Source organism: Streptomyces sp. NPDC005423 (assembly GCF_040606415.1).
Lineage (GTDB): Bacteria > Actinomycetota > Actinomycetes > Streptomycetales > Streptomycetaceae > Streptomyces.
On sequence record NZ_JBEXET010000016.1, the window covers coordinates 1 to 23,845 of the forward strand.

A 23,845-nucleotide genomic window follows, 5' to 3' on the forward strand; every position below is an offset into this window, starting at 1 on the left:
ACCAAACGGAGAAGGGGCACCCCCGTCCGATCCGCCAAGGCCACTAAGACAAGAGGCAAGCGGCCTCGGACCCGGTGTTCACGGGACCGAGTCCATCCCTCTTCATCCGGACGCGACCCGGCCGGAGAACCGCGCAGGCGACGGACGACGGAAGACATGCCTGACAGCTTCAGTCCGGGGCACCTGTGCTCGGGCAAGGAGCGCAGCCACTATCGAGCGACCGAGGTGACTCATGACCCAGGAGACCAAGGACCTGACCCCCAACTACACCGTTCCCGGCATCGAGCGGGAAGCGGCCGGCCGGCTGATCGGCATGATGCGGCTCCGCCTCCACGCGCTCAACGACCTCCACCTCACGTTGAAGCACGTGCACTGGAACGTCGTAGGGCCGCACTTCATCGCCGTACACGAGATGATCGACCCGCAGGTCGACGCCGTGCGGGCGATGGCCGACGACGTGGCGGAGCGCATCGCCGCGCTGGGCGGGGTGGCGCCGGGTACGCCGGGCACGCTCGTGGCCGAGCGCACCTGGGACGACTACTCGCTCGGCCGGGCCGACGCCATCGCGCACCTCGCCGCCCTCGACATCGTCTACAAGGGGCTGATCGAGGACGTGCGGATCGCGGTCAAGGAGGCGGGCGACATCGACCCGGCCACCGAGGACCTGCTGATCGGCCAGTTGCGGGATCTGGAGCAGTTCCAGTGGTTCGTGCGGGCACACCTGGAGAGCACGCGCGGCACGCTCGCCACGAGTGACTCGCGCACCGAGACGGAGGCGGCTGCCAAGGGGGCCGCACTCAGCTGAGAACCCCTGGTGCCCCGACCGGGCCCGGCCCGCCGTTCACGGCGGGCCGGGCCCGTTTCGTATGACCTCCGCCTACGGACCGGACACTTGCCGTTTGACAACTATGGCCGTCAGGCAAGAAAGTAGCGCTGTCGTCGCAGCAGCGGAAGGAACCGGGATGCCTCAGTGGGCGGAGACCACTCCGTTCGCCGACCGCCCGTCCCGGCGCCCGGCCGCGCGGACGGCAGCGGCGCGGTCCGGTCAGGCGGTCCGGCTGTCGGAGGGGACGTCCTCCTCGTGTATCCGCTCCGCCGCCACCGCGCAGAACGCCTCCAGCCCGTCCAGCAGCGCGGAGCGCCCGGCGGCCGGCATCCGTTCCAGCACCGCTCGCAGCGCCTGCTCGCGCCGGGCGCGCAGATCGGCCAGGAAGACCCTGCCCCGGCCGCTGAGATACAGCCGTACCTCGCGCCGGTCGGCCGGGCTCACCTCGCGGTCGACGAAGCCCGCCGCCCCCAGCCGGTCGCAGAGCCGGCTCGCCGACGGCGGCGTGGAGCCCAGGTGGTCGGCGAGCGTGCGCAGGTTGATGCCCTCGTGGTGCTCCAGGACGAGCAGCACGCGCAACTGGGACGCGGACGCGGGGGCTGTGGAGGCGCGTCCCCACAGGACTTCCAGCAGTTCCGCGGCCGTCGAGGTCACGCGCGCGACCTCCTGGGGCTCAGGGCCGGGATGGAAGGACGTCACGGTCACACTCTCGCAGGCACGGGGACAGCCCACACCCTACTAGCCCGCGACGACAGACAGAGACGGACAGACGGACGGAGCCGGACCGGACCCGCCATCGGGGCCGCGCCACCCACCGCGGAACATCGCGCACGCGTTTTTCGGGCAAGAGATTGGCATACCTACCAACGTGAACAGATTCATGGCTGTGGAGCGGGCGCTGCGGACAGCGGCCCCCCATGAGCTGGCCGAGGTCGTCCGCCGGGAGCTGGACCGGCAGTACGGGGCGGACTCGGTCGACGTGCTCATGGCCGACTACAGCCTCACTGTGCTCCAGCCCGTCACCGACGTGCCGCACTCCCGGCCGCCGGTCTCCGTCCACAACACCCCCGCGGGCCGTGCCTTCGGCGCCCAGGAGCCGTTCGTGGAGACCCTCCCGGACAACCGGGTCCGCGTCCACCTCCCGGTCAGCGTGCACGGCGACCGGCTGGGCGTGCTCTCGGTGACGATGCCCGGCGGCGAGCCGGCGCGGGAGTGCCTGCGCGAGCTGGCGGACCTCGCCGAGGTGCTCGCGCACGAGGTGCTGGTCGCCGAGCGGGACACCGACCAGTACCTCCAGGCCCGGCGCAAGGAGCGGCTCACACTCGCGGCGGAGATGCAGTGGCAGCTGCTGCCCGGCCGCTCCTGCTCCCGCGCCGAGTTCGACCTGGGCGCGGGTCTTGAGCCCGCCTACGCCATACACGGCGACAACTTCGACTGGTCCGCCACGGCCGACCGGCTCACGCTGTACGTCTCCAACGGCATGGGCGAGGGCATAGAGGCCGCGCTGCTGACCAGCCTCGCGGTCAACGCCCTGCGCAACGCGCGCCGGGCCGGCCTCCCCCTCGCCGACCAGGCCGCCCTCGCCGACCAGGCGGTCTACGCGCACTACCAGGGCCGCCGCCACCTGTCGGTGCTCATGTTCGACTTCGACCTCACCACCGGCCTCACCTACGTGGTGGACGCGGGCTCGCCGCAGCTGCTGCGGCTGCGGGAGGGGACGGTGGAACGGATCCCCTTCGAGGCGCAACTGCCGCTCGGCATGTTCGAGGAGACCGACTACGTCACGCAGGAGTTGCGGGTCGAGCCCGGGGACCGGCTGTTCTTCGTCAGTGACGGCGTGTACGACGTCGCCTCACCCAAGGGCGAGGCGTACGGGGACGCGGCGCTGGCGCGGGCGATCCAGTCCACCCGGCTGCTGCCCGCCGCCGAGGTGCCCGGGGCCCTCCTGCGGGAGCTGACCGGCCACCGCGGGTCGCCGACTCCCGAGGACGACGCGCTGGTGGTGTGCCTGGACTGGCGCGGGCGGAGCTGAAGGACGACCATCGCGCACGTACCGCCTCGATCCGTGACCCGTCGGAGCCGGCCCGTGCGCCGCGCGTCGCCGCGTTAGTGTGAGGCATGAGCCAAGAGGGAGGATGCCGTGAGCGCCTCTGATCAACTCCCGTCCCTGGAGCACGCGTTGAGGGCGGCACCGTCCCACGCTCTGGTGGCGACGGCGCAGCGCCTGCTCGGTGACCGTGCCGGGGCGCGGGAGGTCACCCTGCTGCTCGCCGACTACGGCCTGCGGGTGCTGCGGCCGGCCCCCCTCCCGCCGGACCCCGGCGAACCGCTGTCCGCCCAGGACGGGCCCGCCGGACGGGCGTTCACGGCGCAGACGCCCGTGGTCGAGCCGGTGGACGAGCACACGGCCACCGTGTACCTGCCCGTCACCGTGCGCGGCGACCGGCTCGGTGTGCTCACGGCCCTGCTGCCCGCTCCGGACGCGGACCCGGCGGGGCTGGGGTGGCTCGCCGAGTTCGCCACCGCGCTGGGGCACGCGGTCGTCACCGCCGACCGCGACACCGACGTGTACCTGCTCGCCCGGCGTACCCGGCGTCTCACCCTCGCCGCCGAGATGCAGTGGCAGCTGCTGCCGGGCCGGGGCTGCGCGCGCCCGGAGTTCTCGGTCGGCGCCCATCTGGAACCGGCGTACGCCGTCGGCGGGGACAACTTCGACTGGTCGACCGACGCCGACCACCTCACCCTGACGATCACCGACGGCATGGGCCGCGGCATCGACGCCTCCCTGCTCACCAGCCTCACGGTGAACGCCCTGCGCAACGCGCGCCGGGCCGGGATCGGGCTCGCCGGGCAGGCCCGCCTGGCCGACCAGGCCGTCTACGCGCAGTACGGCGGCAAGGTCTACGCCTCGACGCTGCTGCTCCGGTTCGATCTCGCGACCGGCACCGTGCACGCCGTGGACGCCGGTTCGCCGCGCCTGTACCGGCTGCGGGGCGACTCCGTGGAGCTGATCAATCTTGAGGCGCAGCTGCCGCTCGGCATGTTCGAGGAGACCGCGTACGGGGAGCAGATCTTCGCCGTACGGCCCGGGGACCGGCTCCTCGTGGTGAGCAGCGGCGTGCACACGGCCCGGTCGCCGCGGGGGGACGCGTTCGGGGAGCGGGCCCTGTTCGAGACCCTTGAGGCGACCCGGAGTCAGGCGCCGCAGGAGATGGTGCGTTCGGTGGTGGCGTCCCTCAGCGACCACTTCGACAGCACGGACCTGAGCGCCGACGCCGCCGTGGTGTGCCTGGACTGGAACGGCCGGGATCCCGTCTGACCGTGGCGTACGGCGTCACCTACCGGTCCTCCGTCAGCCGCCGTCTTCCGGTGGGGAGGCGCGGGTCGTGGCGTGCGCCGCCTCGAACGCCCGCAGCCCCCGGTCCGCAGCGGCCCGCTCCTCGGGTGCCATCGCATAGAGGACCTCCGCCAGCGCCCGGCGCCGGAGCGCGGCCACCTCGGCGAGAACGTCCCGGCCGTGCGCGGTGAGCCGCAGCCGCACCTCCCGGCGGTTGTGCGGGGCGGCCTCCCTGAGCAGCAGCCCGGCCGCCTCCAGGCGGTCGCAGAGCCTGCTCACCGTCGGCAGGCCGGCGTCGAAGCGGACGGCCAGCGTGGTCAGATTGGCGTCCGGCAGCGCCTCCAGGGCCCGTAGCGCTCTCAGCTGGTGCGGCGAGAGCCGTACGGACGCCTCGGCGGCGGCCCGGGCCCACAGGTCCGCGAGGCCGTCCACGGCATCGGCGATCCGGCCCGCGACGGTGTCCGCCGTCGCCGGTCCCTGCCCGGTCTCCTCCTCCGCAGCCACCTGGGCGACGCCGTCAGAGAAACCGAAAGTGTGCTTGCACCCCGCTCATGAGGTCGCTCTACCCACGTTTCCGGCACCCAAGCAACACCGCTCGCTCGCCGCACCAGGAGGACTCCGGGGCACCGGGCGGTCCCCGTCTCAGTCGGAGGCGCCGGCCGCCCGGCTCAGCTCGGCCGTGAACCTGGCCCCGGCGAGCAGCGCGAGGTGGGAGAGCCACAGCCACACCAGGAACACGACCGGCCCGGCGAGCGAGCCGTAGACCCGGCCGTAGGTGCCGACGGTCGAGGCGTAGAGCGAGAAGCCCGCGGAGGAGAGCAGCCACAGCAGGGCCGCCAGGGCGCCCCCGGGGATCGCGTGGCGGGGGACCCGGGCGGCGGCCGGGCCGGTGTGGAAGACCACCAGGACGAGGAGGGCGATCAGGAAGACCAGCGCCGGCCAGCGCAGCAGCGTCCAGGCCGCGGTGGCCGGCGCGCCGAGCCCCGCGCGCCTTCCCAGTGCCTGGGCGAGCGGTCCGGTGAGCAGCAGGGCCAACGCGCTGGCCACGAGGAGCGCCAGCAGGCTGAGCGCCGTCAGCACGATCCGGTGCACCCGGTGCCACAGGGGCCGCTGGTCGGGGATGCCGTGCATGGAGTGCAGGGCGCGCCGGAAGACGGCCAGGTATCCGGTGGCCGACCACAGGGCGGCTGCCCCGCCGGCGAAGGCCACGGTGAGCGCGGCGGAGCGCTCGTCGGCCATGTGCCGCAGCGCCTGGTGGAGCTCGGCGCCGGACTGGGCGGGTGCCCAGGCGGTCACGTCCGCGATGAGCCGGTCGTTGAGGTCGGGGCGGACCAGGCCGACGACCGTCACGGTGACCACGAAGGCGGGCACCAGGGCGAGGACGGCGTAGTAGGTGAGGGCGGCGGCCCAGTCCGAGTCGTTCTCGTCCCACATCGTGCGCGGGATGCGGCGCAGGGCGCCGGTCCAGACGGCGGCACGGGACGGGGGCGCCGCATGGACGGCCTGCGGGCCCGCGACCGGGGGGTCGCTCACGGCCGCCGCCGAGGCGTCGCTCACGGCCGCGGCCGGGGAGCGGCCCATGCCGCCCAACGGTCGTACCCGACCCGGTGGGTCTTCCCAAACGCTCACCGCGCCACCTCTCCTGGGGTCCTCGTCCCGATACGCCTGCCCCGGGAGAGGCAGGTCACGTCCGGATGTGAGGCAAAAGGGTGGACCGTGTCGCGGCGGGCGCGGCGGACGTCGGCCGTCAGGTGGCGTTGCGGGGCAGACGGACCACCTGGACGAAGAAGTCGTCGATCTGGCGGACGGCGGCGATGAACTGGTCCAGGTCGACCGGCTTGGTGACGTAGGCGTTGGCGTGCAGTTTGTAGCTGCGCAGGATGTCCTCCTCGGCGGCCGAGGTGGTCAGGACCACGACGGGGATGTGGACCAGATCCGGGTCGGACTTGATCTGCTCCAGGACCTGGCGGCCGTCGTACTTCGGCAGGTTGAGGTCGAGCAGGATGAGGTCGGGCCGCGGGGCGTCCGGGTGGTCGCCGCGCCGGTACAGGAAGTCGAGGGCCTCCTCGCCGTCCCGGACCACATGGAGGTTGTTGCCGATCTTGTTGTCCTCGAACGCCTCCCGGGTCATCAGCTCGTCGCCCGGGTCGTCCTCGACGAGCAGCACGTTGATCGGAGTCGCGGGAGGGGTCGTCATGTCAGGCCTCGTCGTGGGTGGAGGTACCGGTGCCCTCGGTGGCACCGGCGTCGGTTCCGGCTTCGCCCTCGGCTTCGGGCGCGGACGGGAGGGTGAAGCAGATACGGGCGCCCTCGGTGACCCCGGTGTCGATCCAGATCCTGCCGCCGTGGTGTTCCACGATCTTTTTGCACAGGGCCAGACCGATGCCGGTGCCGCCGTAGGCGTCGCGGCTGTGCAGGCGCTGGAAGATGACGAAGACCTTCTCCGCGAACTCACCGGGGATGCCGATGCCGTTGTCGGCGACGCAGATCCGCCAGGTGTCAGGGGTCTCGGGGTCGGGCTCGCAGGTGACGGTGACGTGCGGGGTGCGGTCCGGGCGGCGGAACTTCAGGGCGTTGCCCACGAGGTTCTGCCAGAGCATGGTCAGCAGGGTCGGGGCGCCGACGACCTCGGGCAGGGTCTCGGGCCGGTCGATCCGGGCCTGCGACTCCTCGACGGCCGCGGCCAGGTTCCGGATCCCCTTGGTCAGCGTCTGGCCGAGGTCGACCGGCTCGCGGGTGTCGTCCAGGCGCCCCACGCGGGAGAAGGTGAGCAGGTCGTTGATGAGGACCTGCATGCGTTTGGCGCCGTCGACGGCGAAGTCGATGTACTGCACGCCGCGCTCGTCCAGTTTGTCGCCGTAGCGCTTCTCCAGCAGCTGGCAGAACGAGGCGACCTTGCGCAGCGGCTCCTGGAGATCGTGCGAGGCGACGTAGGCGAACTGTTCGAGTTCGGCGTTGGATCGGCGCAACTCCACGGCCTGCGCGTCGAGTTCGGCCGTCTGCCGGGACAGGATCCGCTGCTGGTCGCGGGAGGCGTCGAGTTCGGCCACGACCCGTCTGCGCATGCCTTCGACGGCGTCGGCCACCATGATCAGGTCGGCCGGGCCGCCTCCGTCGATGTGGTGTCCGAAGTCGCCGCCCGCGACCTGCTGCGACGCCGTGCGCAGCGCCTCCAGGGGGCGGGTCACCAGCACGCGTACGAAGACGGCCAGGGCGAGGCCGGTGAGCAGGAAGGTGACGACCATGCCGCTCAGGACGGAGTTGCGCACCGTCCGTTCGTGGGCGAGGTGGTTCCGGTCGTCCTTGACGGTCTTGGCGAGGTCGGCGTTCTGCTTCGCCCACAGGACGCGCAACTGGTCGAACTCCTTCTTGCCGCGCTCGGCCGTGACGCGGTCGACGGTGCGCGGCCGGCCGGGGGTGACGGCGGCGGCGAGCGGTTCGGCGTACGCCGTGCGCCAGCGGGTCGCGCCGCGTTCCACCGCGTTCAGGTCGGCGAGCAGTCCGGGCCGGTCGCCGAGGAGTTCCCGCAGGCGTGCGGCCGAGCGGGCCTCGTCCTGCTTGCCGGTGGTGTACGGCGCGAGGAACTGCCGGTCGGCGGCGATCGCGTAGCCGCGGATGCCGGTCTCCTGGTCGACCAGGGTGGCCTGGAGCCGGTACGCCTCGGTCTGGGCCGGCTGGACCCGCTGGAGCAGGTGGTCGCTGACCGCGGCCGTCTGTCCCAGCAGCCCGGCGCCGATCACGGAGCCGACCACCACCAGCAGGGCCATGAGCGACAGCGCCAGGAAGAACCACCCCTGCACGGTCAGCAGGCTCCCTGTCCGTCGTCCGTCCGCCATGTCACGCACCGTTCGCCTCGACACCCTCTGGTTCCGCTCCCGCACTGCCCGGCTTCTCTCGCTCCCGTGCCTCTCCGCCTTCCTCAGCTCCAGCGCAGGTGGGTCACGGCGACGTCGTCCGCCAGGCCGCCCTGCGCCTCGGCGAGGCCCTCGGCCGCCTCGATCAGTGCGTCGACGAAGGGTTCGGGGGCGAGCGCGGCCCGCTCCCGCGCCAGCCGCAGCAGCCCTTCCTCGCCCAGGCGCTCGGTGCCGCGTCCGACGTGTCCCTCGAAGAGTCCGTCGGTGAACAGCACGACGGCGGCGCCCGCGGGCACGGCCAGTTCGGTGACCGGCCACCGCGCGAGGCCGGGGATGACGCCCAGCGCCGGACCGCCCGGGGTCTCCACCCACTCCACTTCGGTGCCGGTCCGGGTGAGCAGCCCGTGGTGGCCGGCCCTGACGAGGCGCGCGGTGCGCTCCCCGGGTGCGGCGGTGAGGGTGACGAGGGTGGCGAAGACCTCGTTCCTTATCCGCTCCGCCAGGAGGAGTTCCTCCAGCCGTGCCACCTGTTCGGAGCCGGTGACTCCGCTGAGCACCAGGGTGCGCCAGGCGATCCGCAGCGCCACACCCAGGGCCGCCTCGTCGGGCCCGTGCCCGGACACGTCGCCCACCACCGCGTGCACGGTGCCGTCGGCGCTCTGCACGATGTCGTAGAAGTCACCGCCCAGCAGTGTCTGCGCCCGGCCGGGACGGTAGCGGGAGACCGCTTCCACGCCCTCGCCGCGCAGCAACGGCCTGGGCAGCAGCCCCCGTTCCAGGCGGGCGTTCTCCTGGGCGCGCATCTGGCTGGCCTGGAGGGCGACGGCGCCCCGTTCGGCCTGCTTGCGCTGGATCGCGTAGCGGACCGCCCGTCCGAACAGTTCGGGTTCGACCCGGCCCTTGATGAGGTAGTCCTGCGCGCCGGCGGCGACGGCGGCCAGTCCGGTCTCCTCCTCGGCGAGGCCGGTGAGGACCACGACCGCCGCCTGTTCGGCGCTCGCACGGATGCGGGAGACCGCCTCCAGGCCCTGGGCGTCGGGCAGATGGAGATCGAGTACGACACAGTCGGGTATGTCGGTCGCGAGGACCGCGGCGGCCTCGGCCATGGACCGGACCCAGCGCAGGCGGATCTTCAGCGCGCTGTCGGCGACCAGTTCCTCGACCAGCATGGCGTCACCGGCGTCGTCCTCGACGAGCAGGACGACGGGTTCCGAGGGTTCCCACGCCGTCGGGCCGAGTCCTCCGGCCCCCGCCGCCAGCAGGTCGACGGCCTGCGCTCGCGACGTCACCATGGCACTGCCCTCCCCACCGCGCCTTTCCCCCGTCACCATAGTTGCCGGTAGACAACAGTCGAGAGCATACCCGTCCGGCAGGACGCTATCGCTCACCGCGGGGGCGGTCGGAAGCAGGTATCTCACATGGGCGGGCCTGCCGGACGTCCGGTGATGAAGCTGTGACGGACGGTTCTCCTGCTCGGGGTCCGGTACGGACCAACTCGCCTGCCGAATAGGGCACTTCACCTTTCCCTGGACCGGAGCGCACCGGCTGTGCGCGGCGCCGTCCCGCGACGAGCGCGGCGGTCCCGGTCGCTACGGCCGGCCCGGCGTCCAGGTCCACGCGCGAGGGCGGGCCGGCCGTCCCGAAGGTCCGGAGCGCTCGGCGCGGAGGTGGTCGCGGAGGGCGGCGAGGGCCGGGTGCGGGTTGTCGCGGTGCCAGACCAGGGAGTGCGGGTAGACCGGTACGGGGTGCCGTACGGCGATGCGCCGCAGGTCGTGCTCGGCGGGCCAGACGAGATGCGACCGCTCGCCGACGAGGGTCGCCAGGGACGGGGACCCGGCGAGGGTGTCCAGGAGGGGTTCGGTGCCGAAGTCCGGCCCGGTGATCTCGATGGTGAGCCCGAACTCGGCGGCCAGGGCGTCGTAGTAGGCCGCGGACTCGGTGCCGGGGACCAGGCCGGGCATCCAGATCCGGTGTCCGGCGAGGCCGGCGGGGGTGACCTCGCGGGCGGCGGCGAGGGCGTGCGCCGGACCGGTGAGGAACTGCACCGGCTCGTCGTAGGCGCGGACCGTCTCGATGTCGTCGGGGAGCCGGCGGCCGGGCAGCGTGACGGCCCGGAAGGACGCGTCGATCGCGCCGGAGCGGAGGGCGTCGACGGCCGCGTCGATGTCCAGGAGGGTCACGACGTCCAGTCCGACCCCGGGGTGCGCCCGGCGGAAGTCGCGCAGCAAGGTCGCCGGGGCGAGCCGCCGGCCGATGACGTCCACGCGCAGCGGGCGGCGGCCGGGACGTACGGCGGCCAGCGCCCGCTCCTCGGCGCGCAGCAGGTCGCGGGCGTGCGGGAGGAACGCCTGTCCGTCGACGGTGGGCTTGGCTCCGCGCGCGGTGCGGTTGAACAGCCGTACGCCGAGGGCGCGTTCCAGCGCGGCGACGCGTTTGGAGACGGCCTGCTGGGTGATCGACAGCTCCGCGGCGGCGTCCTGGAACCGTCCCGCGTCCGCCGCCGCCACGAAGGTACGCACCGCGTCGAGATCCATGCCGGCCACGCTATCCGCACAACCGTCGGTTGTGCTTTGCTGGCTGGTCGGTTGTTTGATCTCGCCGTCCGCTCCTCGCTTTGATGCCGGTGGTCGGCGTGGGTCCGGTACGGGAGAGACGGGGCGGGGATGGCGGGCAGGCGGTCGCTGGGGCGGCGGTTCGGGTGGTTGTGGGCGGCGTTCGCGGTCAGCTCGTACGGGACGGGGTTCGGGTTCGGGGCGCTTCCCCTGATCGCGATCCTGGTGCTGCACTCCGGACCCACCCAGGTCGCCGCGCTGACGGCGGCCGGGCGGGCGGTGGGGGCCGTGGTCGCGGTCCCGCTCGGTCCCTGGGTGGAGTTCCGGCGCAAGCGGCCGGTCATGGTGGCGATGGATCTGACCCGGTTCGCGGCGCTGACGACCGTCCCCGTCGCGTTCGCGCTCGGCCGGCTGACCTTCGCCCAGCTCCTCCTCGTCTCCGTCGTGGTCGCCGCCGCCACCATCGCCTTCAACGCGGCGAGCGGCTCGTACCTCAAGGCGCTGGTGCCACCGGAGGATCTGCTCGTCGCCAACGGGCGCTTCGAGTCGACGACGTGGAGCGCGACCATGGTCGGGCCGCCGCTCGGCGGTGCCGCGATCGGACTGTTCGGCCCGGTGACGACCGTACTGACCGACGCGGTCAGCTACCTGCTGTCGGCGCTCGGCATCCGCGCGATCGGCGGGACGGAGCCGCGCCCCGCGCACACCGGGCCGCCCCGGATGCGGGCGGCCGGCCTGCTCGAAGGGTGGCGCCACATCCTGGCCCACCCCGTGCTGCGTCCCCTCTTCTTCAACGTCCTCATGGTCAACGGCCTCATCATGGCCACCGAACCACTGCTCGCCGTCCTCCTGCTGGACCACCTCGGATTCGCGCCCTGGCAGTACGGCCTCGTCTTCGCCGCCCCCTGCGTCGGCGGGCTCGTCGGCTCACGGCTCGCCCGGCCGCTCGCGGCGCGGGTGGGACAGCACAAGGTGCTGCTCGTCTCCGGGGTGCTGCGCGCGTGCTGGTCCCTGGGGCTGGCGTTCGCACAGCCGGGCCTCCCCGGGATGGCGCTGATCATGGCGGTCCAGTTCGGCCTGGTGACCTGCTGCGGGGTCTTCAACCCGGTGCTGGCCACCGTGCGCCTCGACCACACCGCCCCCGAACGGGTCGCCCGCACCCTGACGGCCTGGTCGATCAGTACGAGCACCGCCATCGCGGCGCTGACCGCGCTCTGGGGCCTGCTCGCCGCCGTCACCAGCCCGCGCACCGCCATCGCGGTCGCCGGGGCGCTGCTCCTGGCCAGTCCGCTGCTGCTCCCCCGCCGGCGGGGCGTCCGGCCGGACGCGGCGGAGCGGCCGGCCGTGAGCCTCACCTGACGGGCCGAGGGGGACGGGGCGGCCCGCGGGAGAGGGCCGGTGTCGGGGCGCGGACCGGCCGTGGCACCGTGAACCGGGCGTGCCGCGCGGCCAGTCGCGGCAGGCGCCGTGTCCGATCACCTGAGCCGGGAGCCCGCCACCGTGACCGATCTCGATCCCTTCACCGATCTGCTCGACCCTCCGCTGTACGTCGTCACCGCCGAGGCCGCCGGTGAGCGGGCCGGCTGTCTGGTGGGCTTCGGCTCGCAGTGTTCGATCCGGCCCGCCCGCTTCATGGTGTGGCTCTCCAAGGCCAACCACACCTTCCGGGTCGCCGAGGGCGCCGAGCGGCTGACGGTGCACCTCCTCCGCCGCGACCAGGACCGACTCGCGCGGCTCTTCGGCGGCGAGACCGGCGACCGTGTCGACAAGTTCGCCGCCGTGCCGTGGCACCGGGGGCCGGGCGGGGCGGTGCTGCTCGACGACTCGGCCGCCTGGTTCGTCGGCCGGGTGGTGAGCAGGACCGACGGCGGCGACCACGTCGGTTTCCTGCTCGCCCCCGAGGCGGCGGAGAACCGCGCGGACGGCCGGACCGCCCTGCTGTCGCTCGCCGACGCGGCCGGTATGGACGCCGGGCATCCGGTGGACTGACCGGCGCCGCCCCGTACGCGGAGCCGGGACCGGCCGCCTCGCGGCGGCGGCCGGCCGGTCAGTCCGTGTCCCCGTGGCTGCGGACGACCTCCTTCACCTTCGCCACCGCGTAGCCCCAGCCCTGTTCGACGGTCGGCTTGGCCGGTACGGCGATCTCGTCCGGGTTGGTGAGTACGTCCAGCAGGACCGGGCCCGGGGTCGCGAAGGCCCGGCGTACGGACTCTTCGAGGTCACCGGGGTCGGTCACCCGGATACCGGTGATGCCCATGGCGGTGGCGACGGCCGCGAAGTCGGGATTGTCCAGGACGGTACCGAACTCCGGCAGCCCCGCCTGTTCCTGTTCGAGCTTGACCATGCCGAGCCTGCGGTTGTCGAACACCACGAGTTTGACGGGGAGTTGGTGGGTCTTCAAGGTCATGAGATCGCCGATGAGCATGCTCAGTCCGCCGTCGCCGCAGAAGGCCACGATCTGCCGTTCCCGGTCCAGGCACTGGGCGCCGAGGGCCTGCGGCATGGCGTTGGCCATGGAGCCGAGGTTGTAGGAACCGATCAGCCGTCGTCCGCCGCGCATCTCGACGAACCGCGAGAGCCAGACGGTGGCCATGCCGGTGTCGGAGGTGAAGACCGCGTCGTCGGCGGCGAGCCGGTCCACCACGGCGGCCAGCGCCTCCGGACGGATGTCTCCCTCTCGGTTGTCCAGCGCGGAACGGATCCGGCCCACCACGCCCTTGTCGTGCTGGGGGTCGGCCAGCCGCGCCTGGCCCTCGCGCCACTGCTCGAAGCGCTTGCGCGCGTCCTCCAGGTGCGAGCGGTCCCGCGCGGTGTCGCTCCCCGCGGGCTCGGCGGGCAGCAGCGCCAGGAGGTCCCGGACGGTCGCGCCGGTGTCGCCGACGAGACCCACCTCCACGGGCACCCGGCGCCCGATGTGCGCTGCCTCGCTGTCCACCTGGATGACGGTCCGGCCCTCCGGATACCAGTCCCGGTAGGGGAAGTCGGTGCCGAGCATCAGGAGCGTGTCCGCGTCCTGGAGGGCGGAGGCGGCGGCGGGGTTGCCGATCAGCCCGGTCTGGCCGACCTGGAAGGGATTGGCGTCGCCCTCGAAGCCCTCCTTGGCCTTCAGGGTGAGCACCATCGGCGCCGCCAGCCGGTCGGCCAGGGTCAGTACGTCCTCGCGGGCGGCGCGGGCGCCGCGTCCGACGAGCAGGGTGACCCGCCGCGCCCGGCCGAGCAGGTCGGCGGCGTGCCGGACCGCCGCCTCGTCCGGCCGGCTGATCCGCGGGCTCAGCGAGAACCGGGCGGGCCGGTCGGCGCTCAGCTCCTGCTCCCCCAGGTCGCCGGGGACGGTCAGGACCGCGACGCCCTTGCGGCCGAGCGCGTTGCGGACCGCCGTCTCCAGCATCTGCGGCAGCTGGTCGGGGGAGGTGATCGTGGCGCGGAAGACGGCCACGTCGCTGAAGAGCGCGTCGTTGTCGACCTCCTGGAAGTAGTCGCTGCCGATCTCGGCGAGCGGTACCTGTCCGGCGATCGCCAGTACGGGCGTATGGCTCTTGGCCGCGTCGTAGAGGCCGTTGAGCAGGTGCACCGAGCCGGGGCCGACGGTGCCCATGCAGACGCCCAGGCTGTCGCCGAGCTGGGACTGGGCGCTCGCGGCGAAGGCGGCGGCCTCCTCGTGTCGGCAGCCGATCCACTCCAGTCCCTCGGTGGTGCGGATGGCGTCGGTCAGCGGGTTCAGCGCGTCGCCGACGACCCCGAAGACCTGGTGCACGCCCAGTTCCTTCAGGGCGTCCACGATGACGCGCGCGACGGTTCGGGCCACTGGTTCCTCCAGGTCACACGGTGAAACGGTCGGGGTCGGCGGACTTCCAGTCGGCCGCCCAGGATTCGGGCGCCTCGGCGAGCAGCTGTCCGGGCTCCAGCCACTCGTAGAGCTCCTGGTAGGAGCGCTCGGTGTAGGGGTCGATACGCCGGTGCAGCATGTGGGGGCGGAGCTGTGCGGGATCGCTGACGCCCATGGACGCCATGATCTGCAGCGCGCTGGCGACCGTGGCCTCCTGGAGCCGCTGGACGCGGAGCGTCTTGTCGCCGACGTCGAGGGCGCGGGCCCGCCTGGGGTCCTGGGTGGTGACGCCGGTCGGGCAGGTGTTGGTGTGGCAGCGCTGTGCCTGGATGCAGCCGACGGCGAACATCATGGCGCGGGCGGCGTTGCCGTAGTCGGCGCCCTGCACCAAGCGCTTGACCAGGTCGGACCCGGTGGCGATCTTGCCGCTGGCCCCGATCCGGACGCGGTCGCGCAGACCGGCGCCGACCAGGGCGTTGTGCACGGTGAGCAGTCCCTCGGTGAGCGGGGTGCCGACATGGTCGGCGAACTCCAGGGGTGCCGCTCCGGTACCGCCCTCGGCCCCGTCCACGATGATGAAGTCCGGGGTCACGTTCTCGGCGACCATCGCCTTGCACACGGCGAGGAACTGTTGGCGCGAGCCCACGCAGAGCTTGAACCCGGTCGGTTTCCCGTCGGACAACTCCCGCATCCTGGCGACGAACTGGACGAGTTCGCGGGGCGTCGAGAAGACCCGGTGGTACGGCGGTGAGATCACCGTCTTGCCCTGGGGCACGTCCCGCACCCGGGCGATCTCGGCGTTGACCTTGGCGCCGGGGAGGACGCCGCCGATGCCGGGCTTCGCGCCCTGGGAGAGCTTCAGGGAGACGCACTTGACGTGGTCGTGGGCCACCTTGTCGGCGAACTCCTTCGGGTCGAAGTCGCCGTCCTGGGTCCGGCAGCCGAAGTACCCGGTGCCGATCTCCCAGACGATGTCCCCGCCGGGCCGCAGGTGGTACTCGGAGAGCCCGCCCTCCCCGGTGTCATGGGCGAAGCCGCCCGCCGCCGCGCCGCCGTTGAGGGCGAGGATGGCGTTGGAGGACAGCGAGCCGAAGCTCATCGCCGACACGTTGAGCAGCGCCATGTCGTACGGCCGTGCGCAGTCGGGTCCGCCGATCCGGACCCGGGGCACCTCCTTGGGCACCGGGCGGGGTGCCATCGACGGCACCAGGAACTCGTAGCCGGGCTCGTACACATCGCACTCGGTGCCGTACGGCTGCTCGGCGTCCGTGCCCTTGGCCCGCTCGTAGACGATGTTGCGGGTGTCCCGGTCGAAGGGGCGGCCGTCGAAGTTGCGCTCGATGAAGTACTGCTGGAGCTCCGGGCGGATCTTCTCCAGGAGGAACCGGGCGTGCCCCAGCACGGGGTAGTTCCGCAGCACCGAGTGCCGGCGCTGCACGAGATCCCACACACCCACCGCCGCCACCAGCAGCAAGGGCCCCGCGGCCGACCACCACCACGGCGAGACTCCGACCGCGGCGACAGCCGCCGCGAGCCCGCCGACGAGAACCAGGACAACCAGACCGATACGTGTCACGCCAGTCGGGTAGCCCGTGAGCCGGTGGTCATGTCCTGCGGCTCTTCAAGAAATCCCCAAGATCCGGCCAGGTCGCACGGCGGATACGCGAGCTCGGCCGACGGGGCCGATCCCGGCGGACCTCAACGCCCTTTCCCTGTCCACCCGTTGCGGGGTGCGCCGGAGCTCTCCGCCGTTCACAAACCTGCCAGGAAGCTGTCACACGGGGACGGAATGCCCCGTCACAGCTCCGGGGTTCTCACTGGCATGACGCGGTGACCGCCCCCCGAAGGAGATCCCCATGACCACCGTCCAGTCCGCCCCCACGGAGCTCCGGACCTTCACGCAGGACTGGCTCGACTGGTACCGCGCGCAGGAGGAACGGCTCGCTTCCCCGCACGGATTCCTGGCCGTCACCGGTCTGCACTGGCTCGACGACCGTCCGCAGCGGTTCCCGGACGCGCCGGGCGCCTGGTGGACCGACACCGACGGGGTGGCCGTGACCCTCGACGAGGAGGAGGAACTCGTCGTGGACGGCGAAACCGTGCGGGGCGAGCACCGATTCGGCGTGCTGCCCGAGCGCGGGGGCGTCGAGGCGGTCTGGGGCGATGCCGTGATCGAGGTGGCGCGGCGCGGCGGACACGACATCGTGCGGCCCCGGCATCCGGACGCCCCGCTGCGCACCGCCTTCGCCGGCACACCCGCCTACGCCCCGGACCCCCGCTGGGTGGTGACCGGTCGCTACCGCGCCTTCGACGAGCCGCGTCCGACGACCGTGGGCGCCGCCGTCGAGGGGCTGGAGCACGTGTACGACGCTCCGGGCCGGATCGAGTTCGAGCTGGACGGACACGCGCTGTCCCTGACCGCGTTCCCGGGCCACGGCGCGGGCCGGCTGCTGGTGCTCTTCACGGACGCCACCTCCGGGGTGACCACCTACGCGGCCAACCGCAGCCTCGCGCTCGACCCGCCGGCCGCCGACGGCACCGTCGTCCTGGACTTCAACCGCGCCGCCAACCTGCCGTGCGCCTACACCGACCTCGCGACCTGCCCGCTGCCCCCGGCGGAGAACCGGCTGCCGGTGGCGGTCGAGGCCGGCCAGAAGACCCCCCGTGAGCGGGGCGGCGCGTGACCCGACGCGTGAGCCCGCCCCGGGGGCCGCACTCGGCGCGGAACACCCCCCGGACGCGGGCGGTCGCGAAAGCGGCCGTCACCGCTCCGCGCACGCTCCGGGGCCCGGAGCGTCGGCCGCCGCCGCCGTCCGCTTCCGCTTGAACGGCATCTCGAACACCTCCGAGAACAGCCACGCGCACAGCACCGAGGCGGGTGCTCCCACCAGCAGGGTGAAGGCGAAGGTGTGCGCGCCGTGCGCGACGAAGTGGGGCGCGATCTTCCGGCTGACGACCATGACGATCGGCAGATGGACGAGGTAGAGGCTGTAGGAGAAGTCGCCGAGGCGACGGACGGGCCAGGTGGCCAGGAGCCGCGTCAGTGCGACGGGGCGGCCCGTGGCCACGGCAAGGAGGAGTGCCGTCATCGCGGGGACCACGGCGAGGTCCATCCAGAAGTAGTGGCCCACCGTCCACACCGAGCCCTTGGCGACGATGAGCGAGACGACCGGCAGCGCGGTCAGCGCGGCGAGCCAGTGCCATGGCAGCCCGCGGATCCGGTCGGACGCGACGATGATCCCGGCGCCCACGATCCCGGCGACGAAGACGGGGGCGAGGTTCGGGGTGAGCCAGTTCACCCCCTCCACCGGGGTCGCGTGCGGCGCCGAGAGGCCACGCGCCACCACCGGCAGGGTCACGGCCGCGACCAGCGCCAGTGCCCCCGACTTCCGCCGTAGCAAGAGGAGGAGCGGGAAGAGGAGGTACAGCTGCGCCTCCACGGCGATCGACCAGAACGCCCCGTTGGGTGTCGGTGCCGTGACCATGTCCTGGAGCACGAACCCGTACACCGCCACCGTTCTCCCGGTGGGTGGTCCCAGGTGGGAGGCCGGCACCACCCACCGGGCGACCGCCAGGCTCAGGACGAGGGCCGCCCAGTACGGCGGCAGGATGCGCCGGGCGCGTCGGCGGAGGAAGGGCACGACCCCTCCCAGGTGCCAGTCGTGGCGCGCCGGGGAGATGGCGAGGGAGAAGCCCGACAGCACCAGGAAGAAGACGACCGCGAGACGGCCGTACATCAGCCAACCCAGGCCCGCGGGGCCCGAGTTGCGGGGGAAACCGGAGAAGGTGAGCAGCCAGGAGTGGAAGAGGAGCACGTAGAGCGCGGCCAGCCCGCGCAGACCGTCGAGGCCGCGCACGTGGCCCTGGGCTCCACGAGCCCCAGGCTGTCCGCCGTCCTGCTTGCCCCCGTGGTCCCGGTCATCTGGGCGGTCTCGGCTGTCGAGACTGTCGCGGCTGTCGCGCGCTTCGAGTCGCTCCGGCGGCGGCGACAGGGTGAGGCGGGGTTCCATACCCCTCTCACGTGCCGTTCGCGGCCGATGTTCAACGACGGCCGTGGGCCTGTCGGTTGCGTGCGCCCGGCCCGGTACCGCCGTAGCCGCCGGCCCTCCCGCACAGGGCCCGGACCAGGCCGGCGATCAGCTCGGCCCGCTCGGTCATGGCGTCGACCACCAGGTACTCGTGGTCGGCGTGGGCGCCTCCCCCCACCGCGCCGAGGCCGTCGAGAGTGGGTACCCCGAGCGCGGCCGTGAAGTTGCCGTCGCTGCCGCCGCCGACGGCTGTGCCGATGATGCCGGGGTGCAACCGCTGTGCCAGCGCCAGGAGTTCGGCCGACGCCGACTCGGGCATCGGAGGCCGGCCGACGCCTCCCCGTACCTCGATCCGCGCCTCGTCGAGATGCGGAGCGAGCGCCGCGAAAGCGGATTCGACACGCTCCTGCTCCTCGGCCGACCCGACCCTGACGTCGACGACGACGGTCGCCCCGGCGGGCACGACGTTGTCCAGGGTGCCGGCGGACGCGACGGTCGGAGTGACGGTGGTGCCGAGCTCGGGGCGTCCGAGCGCCGCGATGTCGAGCACCAAGTGGGCCGCTTCCACCAGGGCGTTGACGCCGGCCTCGGGTTCCAGTCCCGCGTGCGAGGCCCGGCCGGTGACCAGCACCTGGAACGTGCCGCAGCCCTTGCGCCCGGTCTTCAGGGCGCCCCCGTCGGCGGCGCCCTCGCAGACGAGCACGGCACCGCAGGCCAGGGCCCGTTCCTCGATGAGCGCACGGGAGGAGCCGGAGCCGACCTCCTCGTCGGCGGTGACCAGGATCTCGACGCCGGTCCGGTCGTCGAGCGAGGCCAGCCCGTGCACGGCCTGCACCAGTCCGCCGAGCATGTCGAAGACCCCGGGGCCGGTCGCGTGCCCGTCCCGTACCGTGAACGGCCGGCGCGCGAGGGTGCCGAGCGGGAAGACCGTGTCGTGGTGGCCGAGGATCAGCACCCGCGGGTCGCCGCCGCCCGACCAGTGGACGTGCGGGCCGGCCCCGTTCTCGACGAGTACCGCCCGGCCGCCGAGCCGGCTCTCGACGAGCGCGGCGACAGCGCGGGCCGACGCGCTCAGCGCCTGGACGTCGCGCGAGGGGGACTCGGTCTCGACGAGTCTCCCGAGGTCCTCGATCATGGCGTCGACGCTCACAGGCTGGGTCACCGGGCCAGGGTACGCGGCACGCCGCCGCGGACGATCAACGTGGACGCGCGCCGGACCCCGCCCTGCGGAACGTCGACGGACCGTCTGAGCTGTGGTTGACGGACCGTCACGAACCCCAATTCCACAGCTGGTTGACGCTGCCCGAGCAGCCCCATCCCTGGACACCCTGCCCGTCCCTGCCGGAGGTCGACGCGTCCGCGTCCAGGCAGAGACCGTCCGGCGCGCTGACCACTGTTCGACCGCCCGAAGAGGTTGAAGTGCCGAGGCGCCAGCGCTGGGCGTCGACGCCGGCGCAGTCGGCGGTGCGGATCTTCTGGCCGTTGCGGTCGACGGTGGCCGCGTCGGCGTCCAGGCAGGCGTGGCTCTCCTGGTTCACGACGACGTACTGGGAACTCCGCCCGGGTACGCGGTACAGGGCCCATTTCTGGGCGGCCGTGCCGTTGCACCCCCATACCTGCACGGTGCCCGCGCGGCTGTCCAGGCACCTGGCCCCGGAGGTGGCGCCGACGCTCTCGGTCACGGTCAGCGAGCCGGACCTGACCGGTCCGCGCGCCGTGCCGTACAGCAGCCTCTCGGTCTCGGTGTCGACCTTGCCGTCCGCGACGGTTCCGGCCTCCGCCTGGAAGACCCGCACCGCGGCGAGCGTGTCCGCGCCGAACCGGCCGTCCGCGGTGACGTTCAACCCGTAGCCGTCGAGCAGGAGTTGGAGGGCTTTGACGCAGTCGCCCCGGGCGCCGGCCGTGACCCTGCCGGCGCACGCGGCCGACCTGAGGTCCAGGGTCGCGGGATTCCGTCCGTCGAGCGCCCCGGAGGGCTTCGGCGCCGTCGTCGCGGACGGGAGGGTGGGCCGCAGGGTGTTGGGCATGGAGGTCGGCTCCCCCACCTCCGCGCGGGACATCTTCGGTACGGGCGCGCCGGACGGCGTCGGAGTCCCGTCCAGAGACCGCAGCGCCACGGTCACTCCCCCGGCGGCGAGGACGGCCACGGTCGCCACGGCGGCCACCACCGCTCTACGGCGTCGGGCGGGCGCGGGCGCCGGTGCGTGAGGAGCGGGGTCGGAGGGGAGTACGGGTGCGGGGGTGGCCCCGGGCCTTGGCGGTCCCCCCGCCGGGCCCGGAACGGAAGCGGGGGCGGGAGCCGGGGCCGGAACCGACAGCTGGTGGCCGATCGCGGTCCGGAAGAGCACCTCGGGTAACGGGCGCCGGTCGGGGTCCTTGTCGAGACACCGGCGGATGAAGGAGGCCAGTTCGGCGTCGACGGCGGCCACCCTGTCGAGGGCCTCCTCGCTCGGCGGGTCGAAGGCCACCCGGTGCAGGACGTCGACGCCCGTGCCCTCGCCGAACGGTGGTTCCCCGGCGACGGCGTAGGTGAGGGTGGAGGCGAGTGAGAAGACGTCGGAGGCGGCGGTCACCTCCTGGCCCCTGACCTGTTCCGGCGACATGAAGGCGGGGGTTCCGACGTTCTGGCCCGTGACGGTGATCGAGGTGGTGCCGGCGCCCTGGACCACACCGAAGTCGATGACGCGGGCGCCGTCCGCTCCCAGGATCACGTTGGACGGCTTGAGGTCGCGGTGGACCATCCCCGCCTCCCAGATCGCCTCGATCGCGCGCCCCACGTCGGCCAGCAGCCGCCAGGCCGCCGCCGCGCCGACCGGGCCCCGCGCGGCGACGACGTCCTCCAGGGTGGGACCGGGTACGTACTCGGTGGCGACCCAGACCAGATCCTCGTCACAGCCGCTGCCCATCAGCCGGACGATGTGCGCGCCCTGGACGCGGCCCAGGGCGCCGACCTCCCGGTCGAAGCGCTTGCGGAAGAGCGGGTCCTCCGCGTACTCGGGCCGGATCACCTTGACCGCGGCCGGGCCCGGTCCGCCGGTGGTGCTCCGGCCCAGGTAGACCCGGCCCATACCGCCGCTGCCGAGCACCGACAGCAGCCGGTACGGACCGGCCTGGGTCGGATCGCTCTTCCGCAGCGGGACCACGGGCGGCGGCTCCATGCCCGCCACCGCGTAGGCCATCGTCTCGGACCGGCTGCGCTGCTCGGCTGGCATGGGAATCCTGGTGTCTCGCGTGGCACGTGTGACCGTGAGATTAGCGCAGCGCGCGGGTATGACAGAGGGGTTGGGGCGGTTTCGGCGCGGGGAGTCGCGGGGAGCGGCGTGTCCGGTCAAGGCCCGCCGCCCTAGGACGACTTGAGGCTGTCGAGCGGTGGTGGCGCGGGGGCGCGCCGAGTGCCACCGGCGCGGGTCAGACCTTCCAGGAGCGCAGTTGGTCGGCGACGGCCAGGACTCCGAGCCGGCTCTCATGGATCTTCCGTACGAGGTCGGACAGGGCCCCGTAGGGCGGGTCGATGCCCTCCCCGGACTGGTCCATGTACTGGGCGGCGACGAACGCGGCGTAGAGGCTGTTGCGGTACGGCAGCGGTTCCAGGCGCACGATGGTGTGCATCAGCGCCGCCGCGCGCCAGGCGGCGTCCGGGTCGGCGGTGGCGAGGGTGGGAAGCCTGGTCTTCTGCCGGGCGACGGCGGCGACGAGCGCGGAGTAGTCCGTGACCGTCATGTCCTCGTCGCCGAGGGCCGCCTCCTGGACGTCGAGCAGCCAGGAGACATCGACGTACAGGGGCATCAGGCGGCCTCGGCACCGTCGCGGTGCCCGGCGGGCGGCACCTCGCCGGGGAACGCGGTGTCGAACTCCTCGCGCAGCCGGTCGGCCCACGCGGCGGCGCCCGCGACGAACTGCTTGCGGTGCATCTCGCGGACGCCGAGGTCGTGCAGATACGCCTTGAGGCTCTTGCCCTCGGCCGCGGCGGCCGCCCGCACGCCTTCCAGCTCGTCGTCGGTGAAGGGCACGTTCAGTGATGGCATACCGGGATGGTACCTAGTTGGTGCCCGCCGTGCCAGGCCGGGCCGCACCACCGGAACGGGAACAGGCCCAGGGGGACACGCCCCGCAGATCCTCACCGTGCGCCCGGTACCGAGCCGGTGATCACCAGGTGACGGGAAGCTCGTAGATGCCGTAGGCCTGCGAGTCCTCCTTGAACTTCAACTCCGAGAGGGGGGCGGCCAGTCGGAGCGTCGGGATGCGGCGGAACAGGGTGCCGAACACGACCTGGAGCTCGACCCGCGCCAACTGCTGGCCCACACACTGGTGCGGGCCCCAGCCGAACGCCATGTGGTGGGAGGCCTTCCGGGTCAGATCCACCTTCGCGGGGTCCGGGAACGCCTCCGGGTCCCAGTTCCCGGCCGGCAGCGACGCGATGACGCCCTCGCCCGCACGAATGGTCTCCCCGTCGATCTCGATGTCCTCGACCACGGCCCGGCGCGCCAGCAGATGCGGGATGGTCAGATAGCGCAGGAGTTCCTCGACGGCTCCCGCGACGAGCCGTTCGTCGCCGCTGTTCTCGCGCAGCAGCTCCAACTGGCCGGGATTGTCCAGCAGGAGAGCCGTGCCGAGGGTGATCATGTTCGCGCTGGTGTCGTGCCCCGCGACCAGCAGGATGTGGCCGAGCGGCGCCGCCTCCTCCATGGAGAGGTCCCCGGCCCGGACCCGCTCGGCCAGGTCCGTCAGGACGTCCTCGCCCGGCGCGTCCGCCTTCGCCTCGATCAGACCGGCGATGTACTGCCGCAGCACGCGCGTCGTCTCCGCGGACTCCTCGGCGGTCTTGAACCGCGCGTTGGTCGCCCCGGCGTGCTCCTGGAAGAACTCATGGTCCTCGTAGGGCACCCCGAGCAGCTCACAGATCATCAGCGACGGAAGCGGCAGGGACAGCGCCTCGTTGAGGTCCACCGGGTTCGGCCCGGCCAGCATCCGGTCGATCAGGTCGTCGGTGATCTTCTGGATCGCCGGCCGCAGCCGCTGCATCCGGGGGCGGGTGAAGGAACTGGTGAGCATCCGCCGCCAGCGCGAGTGCTCCGCCCCGTCGGTGTTGTTGATCGACGGCTGTATGTGCGCCGCGTGTTCCTTCATCGCCTCCGTGGTGTGCGGATACCCCGGCGCGCCGATGTCGGCGCTCAGCCGCGGGTCGGAGAGGAGCTGACGCTGGGCCGCGTGCGTGGTGGCGACCCAGGGGGTACTGCCGTCCCAGGTCTCCACCCGCACGACCGAGGCGCCCGTGTCCCGCAACGCCAGGAGTCCGGGCGGCGGCGCGAACGGACATCCCGCGTCCCGTGGCGACGGAAACTCCGGCAGACCTTCCGACGCTTCGGAACCAACGACCAGCTCAGTCACGACCCGCACTCCTTCACTTCGACGTGCCATTTAC

General features: G+C 72.8%; 21 protein-coding genes. 6 read left to right on the top strand and 15 right to left on the bottom strand.

The annotated features are described in order from the left end of the window. The first annotated feature begins 232 nt into the window (after positions 1–232). Positions 233–805: a DNA starvation/stationary phase protection protein gene (locus tag ABZT12_RS18550; protein ID WP_356385054.1), complete on the top strand. Its 573-nt coding sequence runs from the start codon at positions 233–235 to the stop codon at positions 803–805. Between the two features lie 240 nt (positions 806–1,045). Here the strand turns inward: ABZT12_RS18550 and ABZT12_RS18555 are convergent, their stop codons facing one another. Continuing rightward, positions 1,046–1,531: a MarR family transcriptional regulator gene (locus tag ABZT12_RS18555; protein ID WP_356385057.1), complete on the bottom strand. Its 486-nt coding sequence runs from the start codon at positions 1,529–1,531 to the stop codon at positions 1,046–1,048. A gap of 175 nt (positions 1,532–1,706) precedes the next feature. Between ABZT12_RS18555 and ABZT12_RS18560 the strand changes: the two genes are divergently transcribed. Together ABZT12_RS18560 and ABZT12_RS18565 are read left to right on the top strand one after the other, a co-directional pair. Next, positions 1,707–2,858, top strand: coding sequence for a PP2C family protein-serine/threonine phosphatase (locus tag ABZT12_RS18560; RefSeq protein ID WP_356385468.1), 1,152 nt, complete (start codon positions 1,707–1,709; stop codon positions 2,856–2,858). 108 nt (positions 2,859–2,966) lie between these two features. After that, the gene (locus ABZT12_RS18565; RefSeq protein ID WP_356385060.1) at positions 2,967–4,145 is read left to right on the top strand and encodes a PP2C family protein-serine/threonine phosphatase; all 1,179 of its coding nucleotides are present in this window, start codon (positions 2,967–2,969) and stop codon (positions 4,143–4,145) included. Between the two features lie 33 nt (positions 4,146–4,178). On the opposite strand, the gene ABZT12_RS18570 is transcribed toward ABZT12_RS18565, so the two are convergent. From ABZT12_RS18570 to ABZT12_RS18595, 6 genes are all read right to left on the bottom strand, one after another. After that, on the bottom strand, positions 4,179–4,667 hold the full coding sequence (locus ABZT12_RS18570; RefSeq protein ID WP_356385063.1) for a MarR family transcriptional regulator: 489 nt from the start codon (positions 4,665–4,667) through the stop codon (positions 4,179–4,181). Positions 4,668–4,805: 138 nt separating this feature from the next. Continuing rightward, complete coding sequence (locus tag ABZT12_RS18575) at positions 4,806–5,744, bottom strand: YihY/virulence factor BrkB family protein (protein WP_356385066.1); 939 nt, start codon at positions 5,742–5,744, stop codon at positions 4,806–4,808. A gap of 166 nt (positions 5,745–5,910) precedes the next feature. After that, a complete protein-coding gene (locus tag ABZT12_RS18580) occupies positions 5,911–6,360 on the bottom strand; it encodes a response regulator (protein ID WP_356385069.1) in 450 nt (149 codons plus the stop codon). Between the two features lies 1 nt (position 6,361). Then, positions 6,362–7,999: a CHASE3 domain-containing protein gene (locus ABZT12_RS18585; RefSeq protein WP_356385072.1), complete on the bottom strand. Its 1,638-nt coding sequence runs from the start codon at positions 7,997–7,999 to the stop codon at positions 6,362–6,364. An 83-nt stretch (positions 8,000–8,082) separates the two neighbouring features. Further along, positions 8,083–9,309, bottom strand: a complete 1,227-nt coding sequence (locus ABZT12_RS18590; RefSeq protein ID WP_356385075.1) for a fused response regulator/phosphatase — start codon at positions 9,307–9,309, stop codon at positions 8,083–8,085. Positions 9,310–9,606: 297 nt separating this feature from the next. Further along, positions 9,607–10,551 (bottom strand): LysR family transcriptional regulator, encoded by a 945-nt coding sequence (locus ABZT12_RS18595; protein WP_356385078.1) that lies wholly within the window; start codon positions 10,549–10,551, stop codon positions 9,607–9,609. 129 nt (positions 10,552–10,680) lie between these two features. On the opposite strand from ABZT12_RS18595, the gene ABZT12_RS18600 reads away from it, so the two are divergent. Both ABZT12_RS18600 and ABZT12_RS18605 read left to right on the top strand, forming a co-directional pair. Beyond that, positions 10,681–11,928 carry an MFS transporter gene (locus ABZT12_RS18600; RefSeq protein WP_356385081.1) on the top strand — a complete coding sequence of 416 codons (1,248 nt, stop codon included), beginning with the start codon at positions 10,681–10,683 and terminating at the stop codon, positions 11,926–11,928. A gap of 141 nt (positions 11,929–12,069) precedes the next feature. Then, positions 12,070–12,558 (top strand): flavin reductase family protein, encoded by a 489-nt coding sequence (locus tag ABZT12_RS18605; protein ID WP_356385084.1) that lies wholly within the window; start codon positions 12,070–12,072, stop codon positions 12,556–12,558. Between the two features lie 58 nt (positions 12,559–12,616). Here ABZT12_RS18605 and ABZT12_RS18610 read toward each other — a convergent pair whose 3' ends face one another. Together ABZT12_RS18610 and ABZT12_RS18615 are read right to left on the bottom strand one after the other, a co-directional pair. After that, the gene (locus tag ABZT12_RS18610; protein WP_356385087.1) at positions 12,617–14,374 is read right to left on the bottom strand and encodes a thiamine pyrophosphate-dependent enzyme; all 1,758 of its coding nucleotides are present in this window, start codon (positions 14,372–14,374) and stop codon (positions 12,617–12,619) included. 13 nt (positions 14,375–14,387) lie between these two features. Continuing rightward, the gene (locus tag ABZT12_RS18615) at positions 14,388–15,971 is read right to left on the bottom strand and encodes an FMN-binding glutamate synthase family protein (protein ID WP_356385090.1); all 1,584 of its coding nucleotides are present in this window, start codon (positions 15,969–15,971) and stop codon (positions 14,388–14,390) included. 280 nt (positions 15,972–16,251) lie between these two features. On the opposite strand from ABZT12_RS18615, the gene ABZT12_RS18620 reads away from it, so the two are divergent. After that, positions 16,252–17,079: a DUF1684 domain-containing protein gene (locus tag ABZT12_RS18620; RefSeq protein WP_356385093.1), complete on the top strand. Its 828-nt coding sequence runs from the start codon at positions 16,252–16,254 to the stop codon at positions 17,077–17,079. A 78-nt stretch (positions 17,080–17,157) separates the two neighbouring features. Here ABZT12_RS18620 and ABZT12_RS18625 read toward each other — a convergent pair whose 3' ends face one another. The 6 genes from ABZT12_RS18625 to ABZT12_RS18650 all read right to left on the bottom strand — a co-directional run bounded on the left by ABZT12_RS18625 (position 17,158) and on the right by ABZT12_RS18650 (position 23,811). Then, positions 17,158–18,252: an acyltransferase gene (locus ABZT12_RS18625; protein WP_356385096.1), complete on the bottom strand. Its 1,095-nt coding sequence runs from the start codon at positions 18,250–18,252 to the stop codon at positions 17,158–17,160. Positions 18,253–18,436: 184 nt separating this feature from the next. Then, complete coding sequence (locus tag ABZT12_RS18630; protein ID WP_356385471.1) at positions 18,437–19,558, bottom strand: M20 family metallopeptidase; 1,122 nt, start codon at positions 19,556–19,558, stop codon at positions 18,437–18,439. Between the two features lie 133 nt (positions 19,559–19,691). Further along, positions 19,692–21,635 (bottom strand): protein kinase, encoded by a 1,944-nt coding sequence (locus tag ABZT12_RS18635; protein WP_356385099.1) that lies wholly within the window; start codon positions 21,633–21,635, stop codon positions 19,692–19,694. 196 nt (positions 21,636–21,831) lie between these two features. Next, positions 21,832–22,209, bottom strand: a complete 378-nt coding sequence (locus ABZT12_RS18640; protein WP_356385102.1) for a toxin Doc — start codon at positions 22,207–22,209, stop codon at positions 21,832–21,834. Continuing rightward, entirely contained in the window at positions 22,209–22,448 is a 240-nt protein-coding gene (locus ABZT12_RS18645; protein ID WP_356385105.1) for a hypothetical protein, read from the bottom strand. Before ABZT12_RS18645 ends, ABZT12_RS18640 begins: the two co-directional genes overlap by 1 nt. Positions 22,449–22,569: 121 nt before the next feature. Then, a complete protein-coding gene (locus ABZT12_RS18650) occupies positions 22,570–23,811 on the bottom strand; it encodes a cytochrome P450 (RefSeq protein WP_356385108.1) in 1,242 nt (413 codons plus the stop codon). Positions 23,812–23,845: the final 34 nt, after the last annotated feature.

Excerpts from the sequence above, each read along its gene's own strand:
- ABZT12_RS18585 (WP_356385072.1), bottom strand. The coding sequence starts at position 7,999 with ATGGCGGACGGACGACGGACAGGGAGCCTGCTGACCGTGCAGGGGTGG.
- ABZT12_RS18620 (WP_356385093.1), top strand. The coding sequence starts at position 16,252 with ATGACCACCGTCCAGTCCGCCCCCACGGAGCTCCGGACCTTCACGCAG.
- ABZT12_RS18575 (WP_356385066.1), bottom strand. The coding sequence starts at position 5,744 with ATGGGCCGCTCCCCGGCCGCGGCCGTGAGCGACGCCTCGGCGGCGGCC.
- ABZT12_RS18580 (WP_356385069.1), bottom strand. The coding sequence starts at position 6,360 with ATGACGACCCCTCCCGCGACTCCGATCAACGTGCTGCTCGTCGAGGAC.
- ABZT12_RS18595 (WP_356385078.1), bottom strand. The coding sequence starts at position 10,551 with ATGGATCTCGACGCGGTGCGTACCTTCGTGGCGGCGGCGGACGCGGGA.
- ABZT12_RS18635 (WP_356385099.1), bottom strand. The coding sequence starts at position 21,635 with ATGCCAGCCGAGCAGCGCAGCCGGTCCGAGACGATGGCCTACGCGGTG.
- ABZT12_RS18630 (WP_356385471.1), bottom strand. The coding sequence starts at position 19,558 with ATGATCGAGGACCTCGGGAGACTCGTCGAGACCGAGTCCCCCTCGCGC.
- ABZT12_RS18645 (WP_356385105.1), bottom strand. The coding sequence starts at position 22,448 with ATGCCATCACTGAACGTGCCCTTCACCGACGACGAGCTGGAAGGCGTG.
- ABZT12_RS18640 (WP_356385102.1), bottom strand. The coding sequence starts at position 22,209 with ATGCCCCTGTACGTCGATGTCTCCTGGCTGCTCGACGTCCAGGAGGCG.
- ABZT12_RS18560 (WP_356385468.1), top strand. The coding sequence starts at position 1,707 with ATGGCTGTGGAGCGGGCGCTGCGGACAGCGGCCCCCCATGAGCTGGCC.
- ABZT12_RS18600 (WP_356385081.1), top strand. The coding sequence starts at position 10,681 with ATGGCGGGCAGGCGGTCGCTGGGGCGGCGGTTCGGGTGGTTGTGGGCG.
- ABZT12_RS18550 (WP_356385054.1), top strand. The coding sequence starts at position 233 with ATGACCCAGGAGACCAAGGACCTGACCCCCAACTACACCGTTCCCGGC.
- ABZT12_RS18590 (WP_356385075.1), bottom strand. The coding sequence starts at position 9,309 with ATGGTGACGTCGCGAGCGCAGGCCGTCGACCTGCTGGCGGCGGGGGCC.